Here is a 21,359-nt window from a genome sequence, read left to right on the forward strand (position 1 = left end):
AGTCGCTGTCTTTTCTGTGTAAACTTTACCGGTATGAACACTACCCAGATTCATCCAACAGCAAACTTAATCACTGAATTTAAAATTGAAAATACATCAATAACCACTAGCTTCAACTTGGCTTAATTAGGCGTCTACCATCTTATCAGCACTCACATTAACTAAGTCAGCCCAACTTTCTAGAACATTTATAGCCTGGTGACAATGATAACTGCTGCACTACTTCAGATAGATGTTCAGATAGATGTTCAGATAGATGTTCAGATATATGACTAACTTGTTGAACTATCTAATGCTGTTAAAGCGAATAACATCTTTATGTAAGCCATAAGCCATATTTACACCTGATGTATGATTTATGAAAAACTGAATCCAACCGTTATTAATTCCAGCTTCCCAGTCATTAATTTCACCGTAACGATTTAAATAGCGATTGACCTTTGAATTAATGCCTTCTTCAGTTTCTCTACCTGCCGAATCGTTATACCAAGTTGAAGTTACGATACCGTTTCTCTCATAGAAACCACATTCCCAATTATCAAAGACGATTTTATAAAATTCACCTTCTTTATCAGTACGCTTTTCTATTTCAGAAGAAAATGACTCAAGTATTTTTAAACCTTCATCTAAACTAATCCCTAATGGAATATGTGGTGACTCTAATTGCATGATACTCCTTACGCATAACGCCACGCCAAGCGTGCAAAAAAATTGTTTGAGGAAATAAGCAAGGAACATACAAGGCTAACTGTATTTGGCCGTTCTTGAGCGCCTTTAATGTGAATTTATTCGTGATATTTACGAATGACAGCCACTTTTCCATCCTCAATTTCTAGTACTTCCATCATTGTTTGAGAGTACTCAATAGGCTGATTACTTTGAGGATGAATACCTTTAGCATAGTCTTTATATCTAATGGCAATGGCTGATTGATTGAAAGCAAATACGTCTAATAATTCAGCTTTGTACTCAGTATGAGCACCTAAATAGAATGTCATCCCTTTACGCATATCACTTTTACCAGACGGTAAGCGAGAATCATCAGTAACCCAAGGCAAATGCGAGTGACCAACATCGTCGGTTAATAATGCTAAATATTCTTCTAATTCTTTTTTTGTAGCTGTCGGGCTTTGCGTGGCGACCATTTTATCAAAATACAACTTCGCAAACGCATCGAGATCTATTTTTGAATCATTAGCTAATAACGAACCGGAAAACAAAATAATCAATGAAAGTATCAATAGTTTGTTCATAAGAACTCCTTTTCTAAGATTTACATAGCGCCTACTAATGGACGCATAAATATCTGGCTAAAATTATCGACGTATAAGCGCAAGCCGAGCGATTTGCGCCCTTTTGGGTAACTTGTTATGTACCGATTTCGTACAAAACTTTGATTACATTAACGTGCTCATCACCGACAAGCCCAAAATCTTGGTGGTACTTAATTCCTGAACGCTTAACCTCTGCGACATCCAATGCCAATTTTGCCTGTTCAGGATCATTATTTATTAACGCAAATGATGCATGCCATTTAAATTTGTCTAACGAAAAAATTAGATGACTCTTATATTTATGAAGCACTGAAAGTATATTGGAATACTCACTCTCAATTGCTTGAGTCGCAACAATATATGGGTAATCGACATAAACTGTTGTCTGGTGATTTGGAAATTCATCTTCTCGTTTAAGTACAGCTCGATAAGCTTTCATTGAGTTATCTATATCATCGATAGTCATAAAAGCGCGAGCTTGCGCAGAGTATGCGCGAACATCTTCATATTTATCTGTTCGTGTTTCAAAATATTCATTTATTAAGCGTAAGGATATTAAAGGATATGAATTTGCTAAATATGAAGATTGAATAACAAGATATTGATCTCGTTGAGTACGAGCACGTTTTAACTTTGCGTAAAACAGCGTTTCTATTTGATCATTCCATTCATTATTTCTATACCAATCATCAGATGACATAGCTTTCCTTAGGTACATAACGAGCTTGTAGAATTACTCGTTTAAAATTAATTGTTCAATCAATAAACAGTATATGAGTTCCTATTTTGATTCAAGCATTTAGCCTAGGTTTCATTATGATTTCAAGCATTGATTTTAAGTGGGGATAATTGCGGTTTAAGTGAAGCTTTAGACGTCACTTTTAAAGGTAAAAAGGGCTTCCCCTCTTAATGCATACTATGTTGCAGTTTCTCGATATTATGAACAAGACAATACAGTTGCCATTGGGCGTTTACTTTTTCTTGGCCTCGTAAGGTCAGTTTGTTCATGCCTTTATTGACCGTAATATTGCCAAATACTGGCTCAATACAACCGAGCCGTTTGCTGTATTGTCGTCGTCCCATCGGGCTGTCTATCTTCACTTTCATCTTATCAATGTAACTGAGCTTTTTGCGTGATTCATCATTCTTAAACTGTACTTGCCGACCCGTTTTTATCGGCGGTTTGCGCATGCATTGCTGTTGTAGCGGGCAGTTTTTACAGTCTTTTAAGTAACCACAGAATCGGGTGCACTCTTGGTTATAACTTTTAACATTGATACCACTTCGCCACATGTCATTGCCCGCAGGACAGCGGCAGGTCTGAGTGGTTTCATCATAATGAAAGTCACTAGAGGTAAATAAGCGCGGCTTGCCCTGACGTCGTTTAAATCTGCGTTTTTCTTGTTCTGTTTCGTAAGTTTCACTGTCTTTAAACAGCGGGTTTCGTTTTCTAAATTGGTTATCGGCAATGTAAACATCAAAGCCACTTTGCGCCATAAATGCCAAATTAGCTTCACTATTGAACCCGCTGTCTGCGGTGAATTTAATGGTGTGTTCGTTTGAGGGCATATCGACATGGAGTTTATCGAGCTGTTGTTTTAATTGCGTGACTGCAGGCTTGAGCGTTTGTTGTTCACCGACCGAGCCCCACGCTTTTGCTTGTAGGATGATTTGATGTTTATCATCATTTATCGCAATCCCGTTATAACCTTGTATGGTGCCTTTAGATGTCGTCATCTTGGCGCTGTCAGGATCGGTGATATTACTTTTTACAGGCTTGCCTTGACTGCCTAACTTCTCTTTGTGTGTCGCAAGGAATGTCGTAATTTTATCCGCACTTTTATCCAGCTTTTCTTTTTGCTTTAAATCTTGTGTGGCGAGCTCTTCACTTAGCCCATCTTGCGCTTGATGACGCTCAATAATACGCTGACTTGCACGCTGTAGCTTAACTCTTTTACGACCAAGTTCATCGAATGTGCCGCTCCATTCTTTACTCGCATTTGACTTCATCTTACAACCATCAATAGCGAACATATTACGACCGATTAATCCTTCTTCGTCACATATCATCAGCACTTGGGTAAAAAGGGGTTCTATTTGCTCATGCATTTTAGCCACAAACCCCGCTATAGAAGTGTAATGTGGCTGAACGTCACCGGACACACTCATGAACAAAATATTGTTTTCGCAAGCTTTGGCAATGCGTCGGCTACTGATTAAACCATGAGCGTAACCGAGTAAAATAACCTTCAACATCACAGCGGGAGAATACGCCGCTGCCCCCCGTTTTATCATTGTTATACCAGGTATCAAATGTCGATAAATCAAGTTTATTCTCGATAATATAACAAAGCGCATACTCAAACGTACCAGGCAGAATTTGCTCTGAAAAATTGATGGGAATGAATTTACTTTGACAGGATAAGTCAGGCTTGTAGTTGGCCATAACAATTTACTGTAGGTGAATAATATCTATTAGATCACAGACATTGATACGCCGCAAGGTTAAAAAACAACCAGATAAGTTTATTTGTAAAAGACGTTGAAAACATCATTTGGAGAGAAATTCTACAGCCTCAACGCCCTAATAATGGGCAAAAAATTGTTTGCTAAAATGTTGAGGGACGAAAACACCAAACTGTTTTTTGTCCTTATTAATTAGCTTGATAATCATTGAGCCTCCTCCCTAGCAAGCCGCATCAGCGGTATGCTTAAGGTGACCAAACCAACAGGAGAAAGCTCAATGAGATTTTATAATAACTCACATCCATACTACTGTGGTATTGATTTACATGCACGTTTACTTTATGTCTGCATCATTGATTCTAAAGGGGAAGTTGTCGCTCACAAAAAGATTGGGGCTAACAAAGATGACTTACTACTCATACTCGAACCCTATATCGGCAATGTCATTGTCGGGGTTGAGTGCATGCATTGTTGGTACTGGGTATCTGATTGGTGTGCTGAACTCGGCATCGACTTTGTTCTAGGCCATGCCCTTTATATGAAGGCCATTCACGGTGGTAAAACCAAGAACGATAAAATCGATTCTTTTAAAATTGCCACACTACTACGTGGTGGCAACTTTCCAATTGCCCACGATTATCCACGTGAAATGCGTGCTGCCCGAGATCTGTTGCGTCGACGAATGAAGATTGTCCGTCACGGCGCCATGCTCAAAGGTCATGTGGTTAACACCAACAGCCAATACAACTTGCCAGCCACTGACCTAAACCTTAAAAATATCTCTGCTAGACAAAAGCTACGCGAGCAATATCAAAACCCTATCGTGCAGCGTAATATCGATTTAGACATGGCTCTCCTTGATTGCTATGCCAAGGAACTAGCTCAAGTTGAATGGTTCATTGAAAAGCAGGCTAAAAACCATAACCCAGTGTATCTAGAATTGCTTAAAACCGTACCAGGTATTGGTAAGATTTTATCGCTAACAATTTTGTATGAAATCGGTGATGTAGCCCGATTTGAATCGGTACAAAAATTTGCCTCATACTCTCGTTTAGTCAAATGCAAAGCTGAGTCTGCGGGCAAAACCTATGGCACTAATGGCAATAAAATCGGTAATGCTCATTTAAAGTGGGCATTCTCTGAAGCTGCTGTGCTCTACCTGCGAGGCAATGATAAAGCCCGTCATTATCTTAATCGATTACAAAAGAGAATGAGTAAGGCTAAGGCATTATCAGCACTGGCTCATAAGCTTGGCCGCTGTGTTTATTTCATGTTGAAGAACAAAACGGTGTTTGATGAACAACGATTCTTAAAAGGATAAGTCGCGCAATAAGGTGAGCTGAACACCTAACTAGATACTCTTGAAAAAGAGAAGCGAGCATGACTGTGAATGATGTGACTAATGAAGCAATGACTTCTCACCATCATCACTATGCCAAATGCGATTTAAGCTACATCGACTTGATTAGACACCTTATTGGCGCGCATTAATGAGTACAATCACCAAAGTCGTTTACACCTTAAATGAGCCTGAAACTAACTGTGCACAAAGCACCTCTGACTTGAATAGTGCCATCTTAGGGTTAACCGATAAATGTCTAGTGCCCCTGATATTTCAAAGGATTGAAAAGCGTCAGGCAGCGATAAGATCGCACTAAGAGAGCCTCTATATGTGTTTGCTGTAAACGATGATTTGACAGCTAAATGACAGACGAAGTAGATGAATTTGTTGATTGATTTTAATTTGACTGCAAAAGCAGTCAAATAAGTTAGGCTCGCCTATTGACTGGCGGAAGGCTCATATGTGTTATATTTCTATTTCACCACTTTTGGCGGCAAATAAATAGTAAATTCATTTATTGGTTCAACCAGAACACTATGAGCTGTTTGTTGCTCTTCTTGAGTGACCAAACCTAAACGCGACAATAACCCAAAGCTGGCAAACTCAAGTTTTGCAGAAGACACTTCGAGTTGCTTATGCCAAACCCTATACGTACCCAATTTACCATCACGTCGATGATAATAACCAGCTAATGGGTGAGTTAAATACACTAGGCCAGTTTCAGTATCAGGAAACCCTGCGAGCTCAATTGAAGCACCTTTTGTTTGAGACAGCTCGACACTAGCTGGAGCCCAAGTAGCATCTGTAGTCATTTTATATTTACGATATATTTTTTGTGATTCGTCAAAGTCACAATCAAATTTAACTTCGCCTGAATACCAAGGTAAATTCCACAAAAATCTTGGTACTGCAAGCGTCCATGAATCCAATGTAGTTCCTAGAAACCAGACACAGCGTTCGTTGGTTTCTTTATCGATTATATAGATTCGATAATTGGTTTGACCCATAGTGAATTTAGGGAATAGATAAACAGCGGAAGTAAAATCGACATCGATAAATGGGACTACTGAAATCAGAGCTTTTTCTACTCCGTTGATTTCAACGGTATCCAATTTAAAACGTTCAGGGAAAAGTCCATCAAATCTTGAAGGATCTACAGCGTAAGTAATTATGGAAAAATGCTGTAGTTTACATAGAACATCAATCCCTTTTGGCGGAGGTCTTGAATGGAGATGATCATTTAACTTTAGTGAATCCAATGCCTAATCATCCTTGAAATATAACGCCCGCATAAGCAGCGGAACAATTTGGGACGCATTTATGCGTCGTTTCTTTTTGCATTAAATGAGGCCGATGTTGAGGCCGTCTGCCTTAATGCCCTTGTATGGATAATAAACCCACCTAATTTACAAATACTTCCCTGTTTCGGGTAATGTGAGACCCAGGCTTTAGCTGCAACTAAAGCTTTCCTTGTCGTAGTTCGATTGATTGCTGGCTCCTCTATTGAGAGACCGATAACAAGAAAGAACGCGACAAAGGACTCCAAGCAAAACACTCGAATAGTCTACTGGGTCTCGAACCCGCATTTGCAAGCAAGAGTTAGCTTATTATGAATTCAAAAACTAATCAAAACATTAACATCGGTGTCGATACGGGTAAGTTTCAGCTCGATATTTATATCCGACCACTCGATATCTTTTTCAACGTCAAAAACAATGAGAAAGGCATTAAAGAAGCTGTTAACCTCATCAAGAAACACCATCCTGAACGTATTGTTATTGAAGCAACAGGTCGCTTAGAAATGCCATTTATCATGGCCTGCGCTGAAGCAAATCTGCCCTTCGTTATTGCGAACCCAATACACATAAAACGATTTGCTGGTGCCATTGGTCAAAAAGCTAAAACAGACAGGCTAGATGCGCAGCTCATCGCTCATTATGGAGATGCGATTAAGCCTAAGCTATCTACTTTAAAGCCTGACATCATGCAGGCTATGAGCGATTTAGTCTCAAGACGCAATCAAATTATGGCAATGCAAACGATGGAGAAGAACAGGCTGCAAATTCTGCCGAAAGAGGTTGCGATGACCATCAAACCTATCTTAACTGTATTTAAAAATCAGATAGAAAAAATAGAAGCAAAAATAGTTAAACTCATCGAGTCCAACCCAGCCTCTCGTAATAAATCAGCCAAGCCAAAAATATCATTCTACAAAGCATGAAAGGAATAGGTAAAATCGCCGCTGCTTCAATCATCAGTAACCTGCCTGAACTTGGATATATTAATAATAAAGAAGCGAGTTCATTAGTTGGTGTTGCACCAATGAATAAAGAAAGTGGTCGCTTCAAAGGCCAACGAAAAATTCAAGGTGGACGGCATCAGGTCAGGACTGTTTTGTATATGGCAATGATGTCAGCCATACAATCAAACCCTGTTTTTAAAGAAACTTACCAACGTTTAGTCGAAGCCGGAAAACCAAAGAAAGTAGCTATTATTGCCTGTATTAGAAAGATGGTCGTGACGCTTAATTCAATGCTAAGAGATGGTGTGATGTGGGAAGCGCCAAAAGCTTGAAATTAGCTATTGACGCCATAGTCTCTTGTTATAAAGCCGTTCTCGGAACCCAATACATTACTTTGTTTACCCCCTGATTTTCAACAACTTGAGGGTGTGAAGCAAATTGCATAATTTTTGCGGTAACTTGCTCTTTACCAAAGGATTTAATACAGGGCTCAATGAACCACCTATTAAAGCTTGGGTCATGCTCCATTAATGCTGCGAGGACTAAATCGTCAAAAAGAGACTTTGGGACAGGGTTTACTTTTTCCAAAAGTTTTACAACAAACCACTTTTTCTCAGAATCAATTAAGGCTGCAGTAAACCATGCTAGTGAATAGGAATTATCTTTTGGAAAATTTGAAGAAATTTTTCCTATTAATTTTCGCACTAATTGATGGCTCTGGTTTTTATCTTTGAGCGATTTAATTTGAGTATATTCTTCGTAATGTGCTTCGAGGTTCATCCCTTACCTTGGGCTTTATAACGCCCCATTCAGGGGCTTTTTATTGTTGGCTAAAATAACGAACGCAGTGAGAAAAGCCAACTGTAAAAAGTCCCGCACTGCAATGGCTTGTTATATGGCGCTAACTTTCAAGCCATACGTCTTTTACCCAATCCCAAATGCTATCCCAAGATTCATCTACTACGCCATTATGAGACCAAAAAACTATTCGACCATCAGATTCCATACAATAAAAGTCACCATTATCGTAACAAATAGGTATTAGATTATTATTTACTCCGCATGTTCTCGCATCATCCAAAACCGTTTTAAAATATGTGTAACATGAGGGTTCGGCAATAGTTACAGGTTCAATAGTTCCAAAGACCACATCGCTAACTTTTAGCAAGTATTCTTTAAAATCGGAGGGAAAATGTATATTAAGTTCTTTTTCTAAAGTTAAAAGTTCACTTTCAGAAGGCAACCGCATTGGAATTGGCACTTCCTCATTATTTTCTCGCAAAAATTTGATTACATCTTCCATACTTATTTAGCCATACAACGCCCCATTCAGAGGCAAAAAATAGTTGGTTAAAATTAGCGACGCAGGAGCAAAAACCAACTGTTTTTTGTCCTTTGGAATGGCTTGTTATGTGAAAAACTTCACTAGCTTAGCAAACAAATTAAATTTTACAGGTTTTAATGCATCATGCCTAACCAATGCATGTTTTGAACCTTGAACTAGAGAATACTGAAGCATGTTAGATATATCAGGGTTAGCAATATACTCAATTTTCCACTGTTGATTTTGAACCCATTTTTTATCTGGAACGATCTTGGTAGAGCCATCTCTATTTATATAGCGAATCTTGCCAGGAACGAACTTAACGAGAGAACCCACTTTGTATGGTTTGATAGAGCTTAAATCATTTGTCTCATTACCAAGAGCTGCCCATATTGAAATAAGTTCCATGTTGATTTGTTTATAAAATTTATGAATTGCATCATTAACATGAAGGGGGTGTTGTGCATCATTTAATGAACCCATACCACCATTTAACGATTCTAATCCTTTCATAAATTTATATTTTTCCTCCATGGTTTTATCATCATATTCAGACTCGTAAACATCAGATAAATTTAAAAAGTAACCTTTCCAAGATTCCATTTGAATATTATCTGCAATGTAAGTGATTAGTTCACCAACGCTATCAGGCTTGCTCATGATTCCCTTTTCACATAACGCCTCATTAAGAGGCAAAAAATTGTTGGTTAAAATAAGCGACGAAGGAGCAAAAACCAACTCCTGCTTTAATGACTTGTTAGGCTACCTTTCGAATAAAGTATGTTTGTTCATCATCGCTATGGAAAACACCAATCTGATGAGTATTTAAGTTAATAATACTCTCTAATTCTTTGTTCTCTATATTCCAAGTTACACCATCATATTTAAATGGAAACTCTGAAGAATTTGGGTTTTCACTATGAATATAAATAGAGTTGTCCATTGTGTCCTCTTTGACTATGGCAAAGCACTGGACTTCGGTATTTCTATGATTAATTAAGGCTTCAGCTTTAACTAAAAATTGAAAAGTTAACTCAATGGCTCGTTTTCTATTTTCAGGCCTAGCGTTTCCTTTGCCATCCCAATCCGGATGAGTATGCCAAAGATCAAACCAATCATTTGGGTCAATTCTTGATAAGGCATCCGCACATTGCTTTTCCATTTTTGACCAATAGCGATCAATTCTTTTTTTATAACGCCTATCCATGATATTTCCGTGGTAGCCTAACGCCCGCTTAAGCGGACTAAAATTGTTGGCTATAATGTGGAGCGAAGCGGAACTAAGCCAACTGTTTTAGTTCCGTTTAAAGCGCTTGTTAACTGGTGTATTCAGGCTGATAACCCTGCGTGTATTCAGCGCCACCGATGATAATTTTTTGTGATGTATTATTTGGTTGAAAGAACTCTACTAAATCGAGATCTACGATGTTATCAGAATAGACAATATCAACAGTGTATTTACCAACAGTGTAATAAATATGGGCGTACTGTAATTTACCGCTTTCATCCCTAGATACTTGAATATCAGAAAGCGCACAGTAGCTATCTGTTTTTCCGTTCTCACTATTACGTATTTTAAGGTAAAGGTGTGGGCAATACATATTTGTTTTGATGCATTCAGCTAATATTTCTAAATCCAAGCTGAAACCAGATTCGGACACTGCACAACCAAATATCTTCGCAAAAAATAGGTGAACATTAATCAAATTAGCATCGCTATCATTACCAAAGACCTTGTTTAATTCTAGCTCTTCACCAGTATTAAAAGAGGCTGTACTAAGATAAGTTGAAAGGATATCCCAACTATAGTCATAAGGTTGCGACAAAGATCCATTACAGTTTGCACAAATGCTTTTATTAAATTTCAGGGCTTCTGCTTTAAGACTACCAATAGGTCTCTTATTTTCACCATTCGAACGGTGATAAATTGGAGAGGTTTGGGAAGGTTTACCACTCATTGAAAGCTTTAAATCACTTTTCTTAATACGATGCTCACCACTATTCGCTTGAGCATTACAAATCCAACACTTTGTCATTTTCTACCTTACAAAACCAGTTAACAGCGTATTAGCGAGAATTCCGATAAACACCCTTAGGTACTTTACCAAAACTTGATCACTAGCAGCTCTATTTATTAATAATTTTAATAACTTAACAGCCACCATTATCTAAATCAATCAGCTTAACTAAGGATAAAAACGAGAATTGAGTTAACCGAGAATTATTTGGGGTCGTTATGTAAATAGTCTTACTGTAAAAGTTAATTATTTTCAGTATCTTAAAAACCTTTAAAATATAAAATGAGAATTTGGCTATTTACATAACGAGAAGCAAAGTTTGCATTTATGTAACATCGGCATATAACTATATGTATATACAGCCATATGCCAGTAGGATATTTATGCGTTCATCACCGTTCATTGAATCTATTAAAAAGAATTACGTACTCGACGCTACAGTATAAAAACTGAGAAGGTTTATTTATTTTGGATTAAGGCATTTATTATATTTAATGATAAGAACCATTAACAATGGGTGGCAATTCATTCAATAACTTACCACATCAAGAAGAAGCAATTCTCGAAAACGCGAGGTTTGAGTGGGTTGCAATTCCTTCTGCACTATTAGGTTAATGTCGTGGCTACACTCGCGAGAAACCATGTCTATTTAATAACTCGCTCATTTAATATTATCGGGGAATAATAGTTGCGACACTAACTATACACCTGTACAACCGCCGCCAATTATACATAAACATATACACGTGTAAAGCAAAGGTATTAATCCTTGATTAATGATCAAAGTTTCCTTTACCCAATTTGTCTCCACATGGAAGTCCGCTTTAAAAACCGCTACCCGGTTGCTGTAAAAACCTCAGTTCTTCTTCTGTAGATTCACGGCCTAACAGCATGTTTCTATGAGGGTATCGTCCAAACCTTTCGATAATCGCTAGGTGTTTTAGCTCAAATTGATAATTAGACTCCAAGCCATCTTGTTTAAATAACGTTAATGCTTGCTGGTGAATCGATAGTGATTCGCTGTGCATGAAAGGCATATACAAAAAACTTCGCTCTGTCGGCTTGAGCCGTTTATCGTCACCACAATGAATAGCTTCTTGCGCCAATACTAAAGCCAGTGAGTCAGAAGCAAAGGCTTTGGACGAATCTCGATAAAGGTTTCTTGAGAATTGATCTAATACGATGATTTCTGCTAAACGACCTAACGCAGTATTACGCCAATGGAATAACTCTCCGACTATAGCTTGACGGTGAAAATGATTAAATTGTTGCTTAATCGTCGCATCAAATCCCTTGTCTTTTGTAAACCATAAACCCGAGTCAATATCAGTAAACCAAAACTGAATAATGTTGGCAGCATCGCCATTCAATTCATGACTTATTATGCAATTACTCATCAACTAATCCTTTATTGTTTTATTCGTCATTTATCTTCATTTTCATGAATAATTTCAGTAACTCAACAAATATATGCTAGGTTTAATTTAGACACTTAGTCATCTTTTACTAAGTCATTTGATAGTAGGAATTATGGACCTAATATGGCTAATACTCCCGACACGTCTTCCAGCAAGTCTATCAGACAAGATCCTCTTATCGAAAAAGTGCTCAAGCGCAGTCCTTCAAATATTGCAGAAACCTTTACTGATGAACAGCTCAATGCAATAAAAATGGCCTTAGGCCCAAATACTTGGGGAGGCCATTTTTTAGATAGTCGAGGAACATTTAAATTTCCCTTTATCAAATGGCGATTTTATTACGTTTTTTACTGGGTAAAAACAAGCGTGCTTACACCCGTCGAGAAAAGAATATGTCGATGTTAATGATGTTTGCCACCATCGGAGGGTTTATTTTGATGAGTACCTTATTCGGCTTATTACTTTTATATCTATTGAAGTCTTGGTTAGGTATAGACCTATTTCCTGACACCTCTTTAGGTATTTGGGATGCTGTTAAAAGTCGATTTGAATAGCGAGGCTACAAAATAAACGCGCCTCAGCGCGTTTATTTTTGCCTTTATCGGCCAGCTAAAGCTGTAGCAGGTGCTATTTTTGTTGCTTTATAAGCGGGGTAAATTGTCGCTAATAAACTCATGACTAACCCCATTGCCACAACAACTATGACATCTTGCTGTTGTAGTTGAGAAGGTAAAAAATCAATAAAATAAATATCAGAAGCGAGTAACTGTATTCCTAAAGTTTGCTCTATTGCACTTGCGATAGCACTCAGGTTCGTTGCTAACAACACCCCAATTACTGCGCCGATAGTGCAGCCTAAAAAGCCATTCAACCCACCTTGCATAATGAATATTGACATAATTGCTGGTCGTTTTAGGCCCATGGTCATCAAAATAGCAATTTCAGAGCTTTTGTCCCTGACAGCCATCACAAGTGTAGACACAATATTAAAACAAGCCACAGCAATCACCAGAGCCAGCACCAAATACATTACCATTCTCACAAGTTGAATATCTTGATACAAATGCCCTTGTGAGCGAGTCCAATTATTTAAATGTAAGTACTGACTTTGGGCATAGCCTAAATCTCGAGTAATGCGTGGCGCACTAAATACATTATTAACCGTGATCCTAAGCCCTGTTGCTGAATTGGCTGGCAGTTTAAGAATGTTAGCTAAATATGCCATTGAAACATAAGCCTGTGTTGACTCTATTTCGCCACCAACATCATAAACTCCCGCAACAATAAAGCGATGACTCTTTGCTGCCGACAATGTATTTGATTGGCTCATATCAGGTGTATACATGGATAAGGTATCGCCAATATCTAAACCCAATTTATCGAGTAACGAACGACCTAAAACGATATTATTTTCAGCTACTGATAAGGTATTCCATGTTTCTTCTGGCATAAATTCAGCAAGAGTTGAAACTGACTGCTCATATTTAGGCTCAATACCGTTAAGCACAATTCCTTGGAAACCACCCGGTTTTTGCACTAATCCCTGCATTCTGATAAATGGCGCTGTAGCAACAATATCTGGCATGTGTGTGGCTGTTTCAGCAATCGCTTGCCAATCATGTAGCGGCTCATTAACGCTTAACAACTCACCATGGGAGACCACACCTAACAAACGTTGTTCTAATTCTCTTTCAAAGCCATTCATTGCAGAAAGAACCAGAATTAATACAGCCACACCAAGGGCAATCCCTGCTGTAGAAGCAAAAGAAATAAATCCAATAAAACCATTCGATTGTCTAGCTCGATAAAATCGCCAACCTATCGTTAGCGGTAATAAAGACTTCATTAATGCTTGTCCGCTGCTGTTGGTTGAACCGAAATATCAGCCATGTCTTGTAGAACTCCATCTTTCATTGTTAGCTGACGATCCATTTTCGCCGCTAATTTATAATCATGGGTTACGACAACAAACGCTGTGCCAAGTTGATGGGCAAGTTCACGAATAAGCTCGTATACACTATCGCCACTGCTTGCATCAAGGTTGCCTGTAGGCTCATCAGCCAAAACAAGCTTAGGTTTGTTGATTAACGCTCTAGCAATGGCTACACGCTGGCGCTCGCCACCAGATAGTTGTGCGGGTATATGTTGAAGTCGATGACCTAGCCCTACTCTTTCAAGTAATGCCTGCGCTTCTTGTAACGTTTGTTTTTTATCACGACCTTGAATGAAGGCTGGCATCGCCACATTTTCAATCGCTGAAAATTCAGGCAATAAATGATGAAACTGATAAATAAAGCCTAAATCCTGATTGCGAATTTCAGCTTGTCTTGAAGCCGATAAGGTATACAAATTCTCACCATCCAGTGTCACTTCACCCGATGTTGGAATATCTAAAGTGCCCATAATATGCAGCAAGGTACTTTTACCAGAGCCAGAACTCCCCACAATGGCCAGTTGCTCACCTTTATAAACACTCAAATCGACATTTGACAGCACTTTTGTTGTCGTTTCACCGTCATGAAACTGTTTACAAACTTGGCTTACTTGCAGGATCACTGAGGTTTTTTCATTCATTATTCATATCTCAAAGCAGTGGCAGGCTGAACCCGCGCAGCGGTTAATGCTGGATAAATTGTGGCAATTAATGTCATTGCTAGCGTGCCCACCACAATTATACTAATTTGGCTTAGTGATACCTCAACAGGTAGCATTTGCCCTGCGCCTAAAACTGATATGCCCAGCACATTTAAAATAATATTCAAATTCAACGTAATCATTACACCCACAATTGCACCAAGTGCGAGGCCAATAATGGCATTCAGTGAGCCTTGAACGATAAAAATGTTCATCACCGCTTGAGTGGTTAAACCTTGTGTTTTTAACACTGCGACATCGGTAGTTTTGTCTATCACCATCATCACTAGCGCTGACACAATGTTAAATGCTGCAACGGCAACAATTAGCGATAACATCAGCGACATCATGTTCTTTTCCATTTTAACGGCTGCAAACAAGTGTCCGAACCCTTCACGCCAATCACGAGTGGTGATGGGTATGCCTTGTTGAGCGAGATCTGCAGTGATTTTCTCCCCCACTTGCGGTGCAGAAAACGGATCAGCTAAATACACTCTTAGCTCGTTAATCTCTTTAGGGTTAATTCGCATTAATCGCCTTGCATCTTGATAATGAACATACGCAAGTGCGGCATCAACTTGTGATCCCATTTCAAATACACCAGCCACGGTAAATTTACGCTGACTAGGTACTGGTCCTAACGGAGAGTAAACCACTCCATCACCGCTTAATAATCTGACTTTATCACCAATATTAATAGACAGTTTACGAGCTAATTCACTGCCTAAAACAATGTTATAACTACCCGCTTGTAGCTGCTCAAACGCACTTGAATAGGTATTTGCGATAATTGCAGATAAGTCCTGTTCATATTCTGGAAAAACCCCATACACTTGAACTGCGCTGATATTTTGATTGGATTGCACCATCGCCTGGGTGGTTACTGATGGGGCAATGCCATGGATACCATTTTGCTGAACAATAATACTGGTATCACCTTGCCAATCATTAAACCCAGCTTCAGAAACTAAAGTTAATTGCGGAACTGCACCTAAAATACGCTGTTTAAGTTGACCTTCTAGCCCATTCATCACAGAGCTAACAATAATCAGTGCAGCAACACCTAAAAAGATACCTGATACGGCAAAAAAGGTAATGAAGGATGCGAACGCATTCGCTTTTCTGGTTCGCCAGTAGCGATAGCCAATGAATAATGAAAACCGAAAGTTCATAAAGGAAACGGCACCCCGAGTGTAGAAAGTAAATATAACGGCTTAGTGAGTCTATTATGCATGAAAAACAGCCGTTTATTTACGTAAGCAGGCTAAAACTTGCTAAATGATAAAGATGGGCATGATAATAGGGGTATTAGTTTGATAAATAAAGAGGCAAACCTTGTTCACTGAATCTAACGCATATTTTACTGTGCCTCATCAATTCAATGTTTATTTGGAAACTTGGCCTGAATCTAACGCTATCCCAACAGAAGAGGATCTTCGCTCAATGCAGTCTGTCGGGCTTAAGCTGTTGTCAGAAGTCAAAGAACTTGAAGCCAATTGCTTATTGCAGCTACGTCAATTAGATAATGAAGCAAAAGCTGTGGTCGACTTTTTAAAATTACAGTCACGTAAAGTCGATTTAGTGTTACAGCATGTGTTAGAAAAAGAAGTGCAATCGGGTGAGCGTTATCAAGGTACCCAATTTGGTGGCAGCGGTATAAGCATCGTCAGCCCTGCTCCCCTTACCATTGGCGATTACTTTAAATCTTCGATTTACATCAGCAGTGAACTCGTTGCGATATTATGTTTATGCCAAGTCAGTCAGTGCCAAAGCACCGAAAACGGCTACCTTGTAACATTCGAATTTAGCCAGATACTCGACTCTGATGTAGAGCAACTCGTCAAAGCCAGTTTAAATGTGCAGCAAAAAATGTTGAAAATGCGAAAACAAAGTCGCCAACAAGTCTCTGACTAATAATATTTGCCTGCAACTTGTTATTGGCTAGCTTATAATAGTAAGCCAATAATAAAGGCAATGAGGATGCTTGCTTTTATTCATATCCGTTACCAATACTTTTACTATTGAGTCCCTTATTAGTATCGGCTGGAACATCACACATTGACAGAAGTAAACTTAATAATTCAATGAAGAATTTTAGCGTTTTAACACCGCCTAGTGTAAAAAAAGGCCAACAATTTCAGACATTAGCAACACTAGGGGGCGTATCTCAAGCCATTACCCTGTCGAGTTTAATTCAGCAACATTCTGGCACAACTCTGATTGTCACAAGTGATACGCCAGCAGCGCTACAACTTGAAGTTGAACTCGGTTACTTATTGTCTCATTACGACGTCAATGTCTGCTTGTTTCCTGACAGAGAAACCTTGCCTTACGACAGTTTTTCACCGCACCAAGATTTGATTTCTCAACGGTTAGAAACCTTAGCGCAAATGAGCCAAACACAACACAATGTTATTATTGTGCCAGTTAACACGCTCATGGTTAAACTGCCGCCTAAATCATTTTTAACTGCAAATGTCATGTTGCTGAAAAAAGGCGACACTTATAGTCTCCAACAAGTAAGACAACATTTAACAGATACCGGTTATTACATTGTTGACCAAGTATACGAGCACGGCGAATTTGCGATTCGTGGTTCTATTCTAGACATTTTTCCGACGGGGTCAGATCAACCATTAAGAATTGAGTTATTTGACGATGAAGTCGAGTCAATTCGATACTTTGATGCTGAAACCCAGCGTTCTCAGCAAGAAATAGACGCAGTAAGAATGCTGCCAGCAAAAGAGTTTCCTACTGACAGTGCCGGAATCGAAGGCTTTAGGCAGCGTTACCGTCGTCGATTTGAGGTCATCTCAAAAGAAGCAGAGTCGGTTTACCAGCTCGTGAGTAGAAACCTTATGCCTGCGGGTATTGAGAATTACCTACCACTGTTTTTTGATGAAACAGCCAATCTGTTTGATTATATTCCTGAGAACACTCAGCTCATTACACTGGGTGATATTGAACAAGCAAGTCAGCACCATTTAAGTGAAATCAACAGCCGCTATGAAGACCGTAGAGTTGATCCTTTACGCCCCTTACTCGCGCCACAAGAACTGTATCTGCTCATCGATGAGTTATTTGCACAATTCAAACGCTATCAGCGCTCGCAATTTGCTCTACCTAGTGATGAAAATGACAAAGCGCAACACGCTAGTGTGTCTGCGCTGCCTGATATCAATGCCAATCACAAACTCAAGCAGCCATTAATCAGTCTGCAAGAATATAATCAAACACATCAACAATTGGTGTTCTGTGCTGAATCAGAAGGTCGACGTGAAGCATTAATTGAGTTGCTAGGCAAAATCGATATTAAGCCTAAGTTGTTCAATCATTTAGATGACTACATCAAGGCAAAAGATCCTATTGGGTTAATTGTCTCGCCGCTATCACGAGGCTGTGTTATTCACGATACGCCTAAAGGTGATATCAGCGTTATTTGTGAAACTGAATTATTCGGACAACGGATTTCTCAGCAACGACGTAGAGAAAAACAAAAGCAAGTCAGCTCTGATGTATTAGTCAAAAATTTAGCTGAATTAAAAGTCGGTGAACCTATCGTTCACCTTGAACACGGTGTTGCGCTATATCAAGGCTTAGTCACACTTGATACTGGTGGTTTAGTCGCTGAGTACTTACAGCTTGAATATACTGGCGGCGATAAATTATATGTTCCAGTATCTTCACTGCACCTTATTAGTCGTTACAGCGTGGGCGCCGATGAAAGCCCAACCTTAAATAAACTAGGTAACGAAACGTGGGCTAAAGCCAAGAAAAAAGCCATTGAGAAAATTCGTGATGTTGCCGCTGAATTACTCGATGTTTACGCCCGAAGACAGGCCAGACCTGGCGATGCAATGAAAATTGAAGCTGAAGAATATGCCCAATTTTCTCAAGGTTTTCCTTTTGAAGAAACTGTCGATCAAGAAACCGCAATCGAAGCAGTGCTTGACGATATGCAAGCGCCAATAGCCATGGATAGACTGGTTTGTGGTGATGTCGGTTTTGGTAAAACTGAAGTTGCTATGCGAGCAGCTTTTGTCGCGGTCAATGCTGGCAAACAAGTGGTAGTATTAGTACCAACCACCCTGCTTGCTCAGCAGCATTATGAAAACTTTAAAGATCGGTTTGCAGACTGGCCTGTCGTCATTGAAGTCATGTCACGTTTTCGCTCTGTAAAAGAGCAAAATGGGGTGCTTAAACAATTGTCTGAAGGCAAAGTCGATATTGTTATTGGTACCCATAAATTACTCCAAGCTGAAGCCAACTTTGACAATTTAGGCTTACTTGTCATTGATGAAGAGCATCGATTTGGTGTCCGCCAAAAAGAAAAAATTAAAGCACTACGGGCAAATGTTGATATCCTGACATTAACAGCAACCCCAATCCCACGAACCTTAAATATGGCAATGTCGGGGATGCGAGATTTATCTATTATCGCAACTCCACCAGCAAAACGCTTAGCTGTAAAAACCTTTGTTCGTGAGTACGATATTGCAACGGTACGTGAAGCTATACTGCGGGAAATACTGCGTGGTGGCCAAGTTTACTTCTTGCACAATAATGTCGAAACCATTGAAAAATGTGCCCAAGACATTCGCGAATTATTACCTGAATCTCGCGTCGTTACCGCTCATGGTCAAATGCGAGAACGTGAACTTGAGAAAGTCATGTCAGAGTTTTACCACCAACGATTTAACGTATTAGTATGTACAACCATTATTGAGACCGGTATCGATGTACCTAGCGCCAACACAATCATTATCGATCGTGCTGATAAATTTGGGCTTGCACAATTGCACCAATTACGGGGACGTGTGGGTCGCTCGCATCACCAAGCTTATGCCTATTTAATGACGCCACATCCAAAATTAATGAGCGCAGATGCTCGTAAACGACTCGCCGCAATTGATGCCTTAGAAGATTTAGGCGCAGGCTTTATGTTAGCCACTCAAGATTTAGAGATTCGTGGTGCGGGCGAGCTCTTAGGTGACGAGCAAAGCGGCCATATTTCTAAAATTGGTTTTAGTCTATATATGGAAATGCTGGAATCAGCAGTTAAAGCATTAAAAGAAGGCAAAGAGCCGTCGCTTGCTTACATGCTAAATTCACAATGTGAGATTGAATTACGTATTCCAGCCCTACTCCCTGATGACTATGTCTCAGACGTTAATATGCGTTTATCTTTGTATAAACGTATTGCCAATTGCGAAACTGAAAAAATGCTAGATGAACTCAAAGTTGAATTCATTGATAGATTTGGTCTACTGCCAGATCCTACTCGCAACTTAATGGAACTAACCTTATACAAACACCAAGCAACAGCGTTAGGCGCCAGTAAGATTGAGATGCATGCCAAAGGTGGTAGCATAGAGTTTAATGACGGCCATAAAATAGATCCTATGTTCATCATTGGTTTATTACAAAGCCAGCCACAAATTTATCGAATGGAAGGCTCAAATAAGTTAAAGTTCACTATCCCTGCTGAAACCAGCAAACAACGTCTAGACTTAGTGAAGACGTTACTAGAACAATTAGCTCAACACCGTATTGGAGAAACCCACTAGTGCTGCGTAACCTTGTTATATCAATTGCCGCTATCACAGCGATAAGTTCGTCAGTAAGTGTTCAAGCCAAGTCGTGGTTTGAAGTCGAAGTTTTCGTGTTTGAAAGACAATCTAACAGCCTAGAACAATGGCAAGAAAATGCCGCAGTTGCGCCTAATCGCAAAAATGTCGACTTAATTACCCCTATGATCAGTAACGACATCACTGGCGTTGCATTAGGGTTATCAGGCTGCACATCAACAGACTGGACGAGTGGTGAAGTTGATTGCCAAGATCCATTGGTCAGTGCCAATAAAACCACCTTCCCAAGTCAGGTGCCTTTTTCTATTGCTGCCGATGAACCTCAAGTCGCCTATTTAGGTGAAGGGCCAATTTTATTAGCTGAGTCCCAGAGCCAATTTGCCGAGATAATCAGCGCTGTAAAGCGTGAACGAGACGTGCGTAGTTTATTGCATATGACATGGCAACAAGATATGCAGTCCCGCAACCGTGCCAAACCGATTCGCATCTACGCAGGTAAAGATTTTTCAGAACAGTTCGAATACGCTGGTAACCCAGTCACAGAACAGCAAGAAGATGAGTTTTCAACTTTTGATTTCAGTTCATCATTTGGCAGCTTTATTGATGAACCCAAAACGACCCCAGTGTGGGAGCTTGATGGTAATATCAATATTTACTTAAGTCATTATTTATTTATCGAAACACGACTGGCGCTTCGTAAACCGATCCAAAAAGAAGTGGTGCAAAATGATTACTATCAATACAGCACCCAAGCGGAAAATGAAAAAGTATTAAGTCCATTTTTGCAATCTATCCCTATGGTGCAAAACAGACGAGTAAGATCAGGTGAAATCCACTACTTTGACCACCCTAAAATGGGGATTGTGATGCAAATTAGAAAAATGGAACAACCGACAACCACTAAGCCAGAAGATCTAGTTTTGGAAGAATCGCTTGAGGAAAGTGCTCAACCACTTAGTGATGATACTCCGACATTGATGACTGAAGGCAATGCAAGCCATGAATCATTAAAGTAAGCGCAAAACTGATTGAATCTAATATAGTCTGGTCAGA

General features: G+C 39.4%; 19 protein-coding genes and 2 pseudogenes. 7 read left to right on the top strand and 14 right to left on the bottom strand.

Annotation, left to right across the window (positions count from 1 at the left end):
- Window positions 1-285: 285 nt before the first annotated feature.
- From SJ2017_RS12620 to SJ2017_RS12635, 4 genes and pseudogenes are all read right to left on the bottom strand, one after another.
- Window positions 286-669, bottom strand: coding sequence for a hypothetical protein (locus SJ2017_RS12620; protein WP_080915991.1), 384 nt, complete (start codon window positions 667-669; stop codon window positions 286-288).
- A gap of 116 nt (window positions 670-785) precedes the next feature.
- Window positions 786-1,253, bottom strand: a complete 468-nt coding sequence (locus SJ2017_RS12625; protein WP_080915992.1) for a nuclear transport factor 2-like protein — start codon at window positions 1,251-1,253, stop codon at window positions 786-788.
- 115 nt (window positions 1,254-1,368) lie between these two features.
- Complete coding sequence (locus SJ2017_RS12630) at window positions 1,369-1,974, bottom strand: hypothetical protein (protein WP_080915993.1); 606 nt, start codon at window positions 1,972-1,974, stop codon at window positions 1,369-1,371.
- A gap of 206 nt (window positions 1,975-2,180) precedes the next feature.
- Window positions 2,181-3,720 (bottom strand): annotated as a pseudogene (locus SJ2017_RS12635) (transposase).
- 297 nt (window positions 3,721-4,017) lie between these two features.
- Between SJ2017_RS12635 and SJ2017_RS12640 the strand changes: the two are divergent.
- Window positions 4,018-5,061, top strand: coding sequence for an IS110 family RNA-guided transposase (locus SJ2017_RS12640; RefSeq protein WP_080915994.1), 1,044 nt, complete (start codon window positions 4,018-4,020; stop codon window positions 5,059-5,061).
- Between the two features lie 494 nt (window positions 5,062-5,555).
- On the opposite strand, the gene SJ2017_RS12645 is transcribed toward SJ2017_RS12640, so the two are convergent.
- Window positions 5,556-6,341 carry a YqjF family protein gene (locus SJ2017_RS12645; protein WP_080915995.1) on the bottom strand — a complete coding sequence of 262 codons (786 nt, stop codon included), beginning with the start codon at window positions 6,339-6,341 and terminating at the stop codon, window positions 5,556-5,558.
- 350 nt (window positions 6,342-6,691) lie between these two features.
- On the opposite strand from SJ2017_RS12645, the pseudogene SJ2017_RS12650 reads away from it, so the two are divergent.
- Window positions 6,692-7,656 (top strand): annotated as a pseudogene (locus tag SJ2017_RS12650) (IS110 family RNA-guided transposase).
- A gap of 28 nt (window positions 7,657-7,684) precedes the next feature.
- Here SJ2017_RS12650 and SJ2017_RS12655 read toward each other — a convergent pair.
- The 5 genes from SJ2017_RS12655 to SJ2017_RS12675 all read right to left on the bottom strand — a co-directional run bounded on the left by SJ2017_RS12655 (window position 7,685) and on the right by SJ2017_RS12675 (window position 10,684).
- A complete protein-coding gene (locus SJ2017_RS12655; protein WP_080915996.1) occupies window positions 7,685-8,104 on the bottom strand; it encodes a hypothetical protein in 420 nt (139 codons plus the stop codon).
- A gap of 121 nt (window positions 8,105-8,225) precedes the next feature.
- Window positions 8,226-8,627, bottom strand: a complete 402-nt coding sequence (locus SJ2017_RS12660; protein WP_080915997.1) for an SMI1/KNR4 family protein — start codon at window positions 8,625-8,627, stop codon at window positions 8,226-8,228.
- Window positions 8,628-8,732: 105 nt separating this feature from the next.
- Window positions 8,733-9,308, bottom strand: coding sequence for a hypothetical protein (locus SJ2017_RS12665; protein ID WP_080915998.1), 576 nt, complete (start codon window positions 9,306-9,308; stop codon window positions 8,733-8,735).
- Between the two features lie 97 nt (window positions 9,309-9,405).
- Entirely contained in the window at window positions 9,406-9,855 is a 450-nt protein-coding gene (locus SJ2017_RS12670; RefSeq protein ID WP_080915999.1) for a hypothetical protein, read from the bottom strand.
- A 109-nt stretch (window positions 9,856-9,964) separates the two neighbouring features.
- Entirely contained in the window at window positions 9,965-10,684 is a 720-nt protein-coding gene (locus tag SJ2017_RS12675; protein WP_080916000.1) for a hypothetical protein, read from the bottom strand.
- A gap of 424 nt (window positions 10,685-11,108) precedes the next feature.
- Here SJ2017_RS12675 and SJ2017_RS21920 point away from each other — a divergent pair, with 424 nt between their 5' ends.
- Window positions 11,109-11,177, top strand: a complete 69-nt coding sequence (locus SJ2017_RS21920; protein WP_327272842.1) for a hypothetical protein — start codon at window positions 11,109-11,111, stop codon at window positions 11,175-11,177.
- 313 nt (window positions 11,178-11,490) lie between these two features.
- On the opposite strand, the gene SJ2017_RS12680 is transcribed toward SJ2017_RS21920, so the two are convergent.
- Window positions 11,491-12,063 (bottom strand): DUF924 family protein, encoded by a 573-nt coding sequence (locus tag SJ2017_RS12680; protein ID WP_080916001.1) that lies wholly within the window; start codon window positions 12,061-12,063, stop codon window positions 11,491-11,493.
- 347 nt (window positions 12,064-12,410) lie between these two features.
- On the opposite strand from SJ2017_RS12680, the gene SJ2017_RS21720 reads away from it, so the two are divergent.
- On the top strand, window positions 12,411-12,638 hold the full coding sequence (locus SJ2017_RS21720) for a hypothetical protein (RefSeq protein WP_244899687.1): 228 nt from the start codon (window positions 12,411-12,413) through the stop codon (window positions 12,636-12,638).
- A 44-nt stretch (window positions 12,639-12,682) separates the two neighbouring features.
- Here SJ2017_RS21720 and lolE read toward each other — a convergent pair whose 3' ends face one another.
- From lolE to SJ2017_RS12700, 3 genes are read right to left on the bottom strand one after another with little or no spacing between them, the layout of a single operon-like run.
- Window positions 12,683-13,930, bottom strand: coding sequence for a lipoprotein-releasing ABC transporter permease subunit LolE (lolE, locus tag SJ2017_RS12690; RefSeq protein WP_080916002.1), 1,248 nt, complete (start codon window positions 13,928-13,930; stop codon window positions 12,683-12,685).
- Entirely contained in the window at window positions 13,930-14,658 is a 729-nt protein-coding gene (gene lolD, locus SJ2017_RS12695; RefSeq protein ID WP_080916003.1) for a lipoprotein-releasing ABC transporter ATP-binding protein LolD, read from the bottom strand. The genes lolE and lolD overlap by 1 nt, the downstream gene beginning before the upstream one ends.
- Window positions 14,658-15,890: a lipoprotein-releasing ABC transporter permease subunit gene (locus tag SJ2017_RS12700; RefSeq protein WP_080916004.1), complete on the bottom strand. Its 1,233-nt coding sequence runs from the start codon at window positions 15,888-15,890 to the stop codon at window positions 14,658-14,660. The genes lolD and SJ2017_RS12700 overlap by 1 nt, the downstream gene beginning before the upstream one ends.
- Window positions 15,891-16,053: 163 nt before the next feature.
- On the opposite strand from SJ2017_RS12700, the gene SJ2017_RS12705 reads away from it, so the two are divergent.
- The 3 genes from SJ2017_RS12705 to SJ2017_RS12715 all read left to right on the top strand — a co-directional run bounded on the left by SJ2017_RS12705 (window position 16,054) and on the right by SJ2017_RS12715 (window position 21,322).
- A complete protein-coding gene (locus SJ2017_RS12705) occupies window positions 16,054-16,632 on the top strand; it encodes a PilZ domain-containing protein (protein WP_080916005.1) in 579 nt (192 codons plus the stop codon).
- A gap of 170 nt (window positions 16,633-16,802) precedes the next feature.
- A complete protein-coding gene (gene mfd, locus SJ2017_RS12710) occupies window positions 16,803-20,285 on the top strand; it encodes a transcription-repair coupling factor (RefSeq protein ID WP_080916006.1) in 3,483 nt (1,160 codons plus the stop codon).
- On the top strand, window positions 20,285-21,322 hold the full coding sequence (locus tag SJ2017_RS12715) for a peptidoglycan binding protein CsiV (protein WP_080916007.1): 1,038 nt from the start codon (window positions 20,285-20,287) through the stop codon (window positions 21,320-21,322). Before mfd ends, SJ2017_RS12715 begins: the two co-directional genes overlap by 1 nt.
- The last annotated feature ends 37 nt before the right edge of the window (window positions 21,323-21,359 follow it).

It is taken from the genome of Shewanella japonica, from assembly GCF_002075795.1.
In the GTDB taxonomy this organism is placed as follows: Bacteria; Pseudomonadota; Gammaproteobacteria; order Enterobacterales; family Shewanellaceae; genus Shewanella; species Shewanella japonica.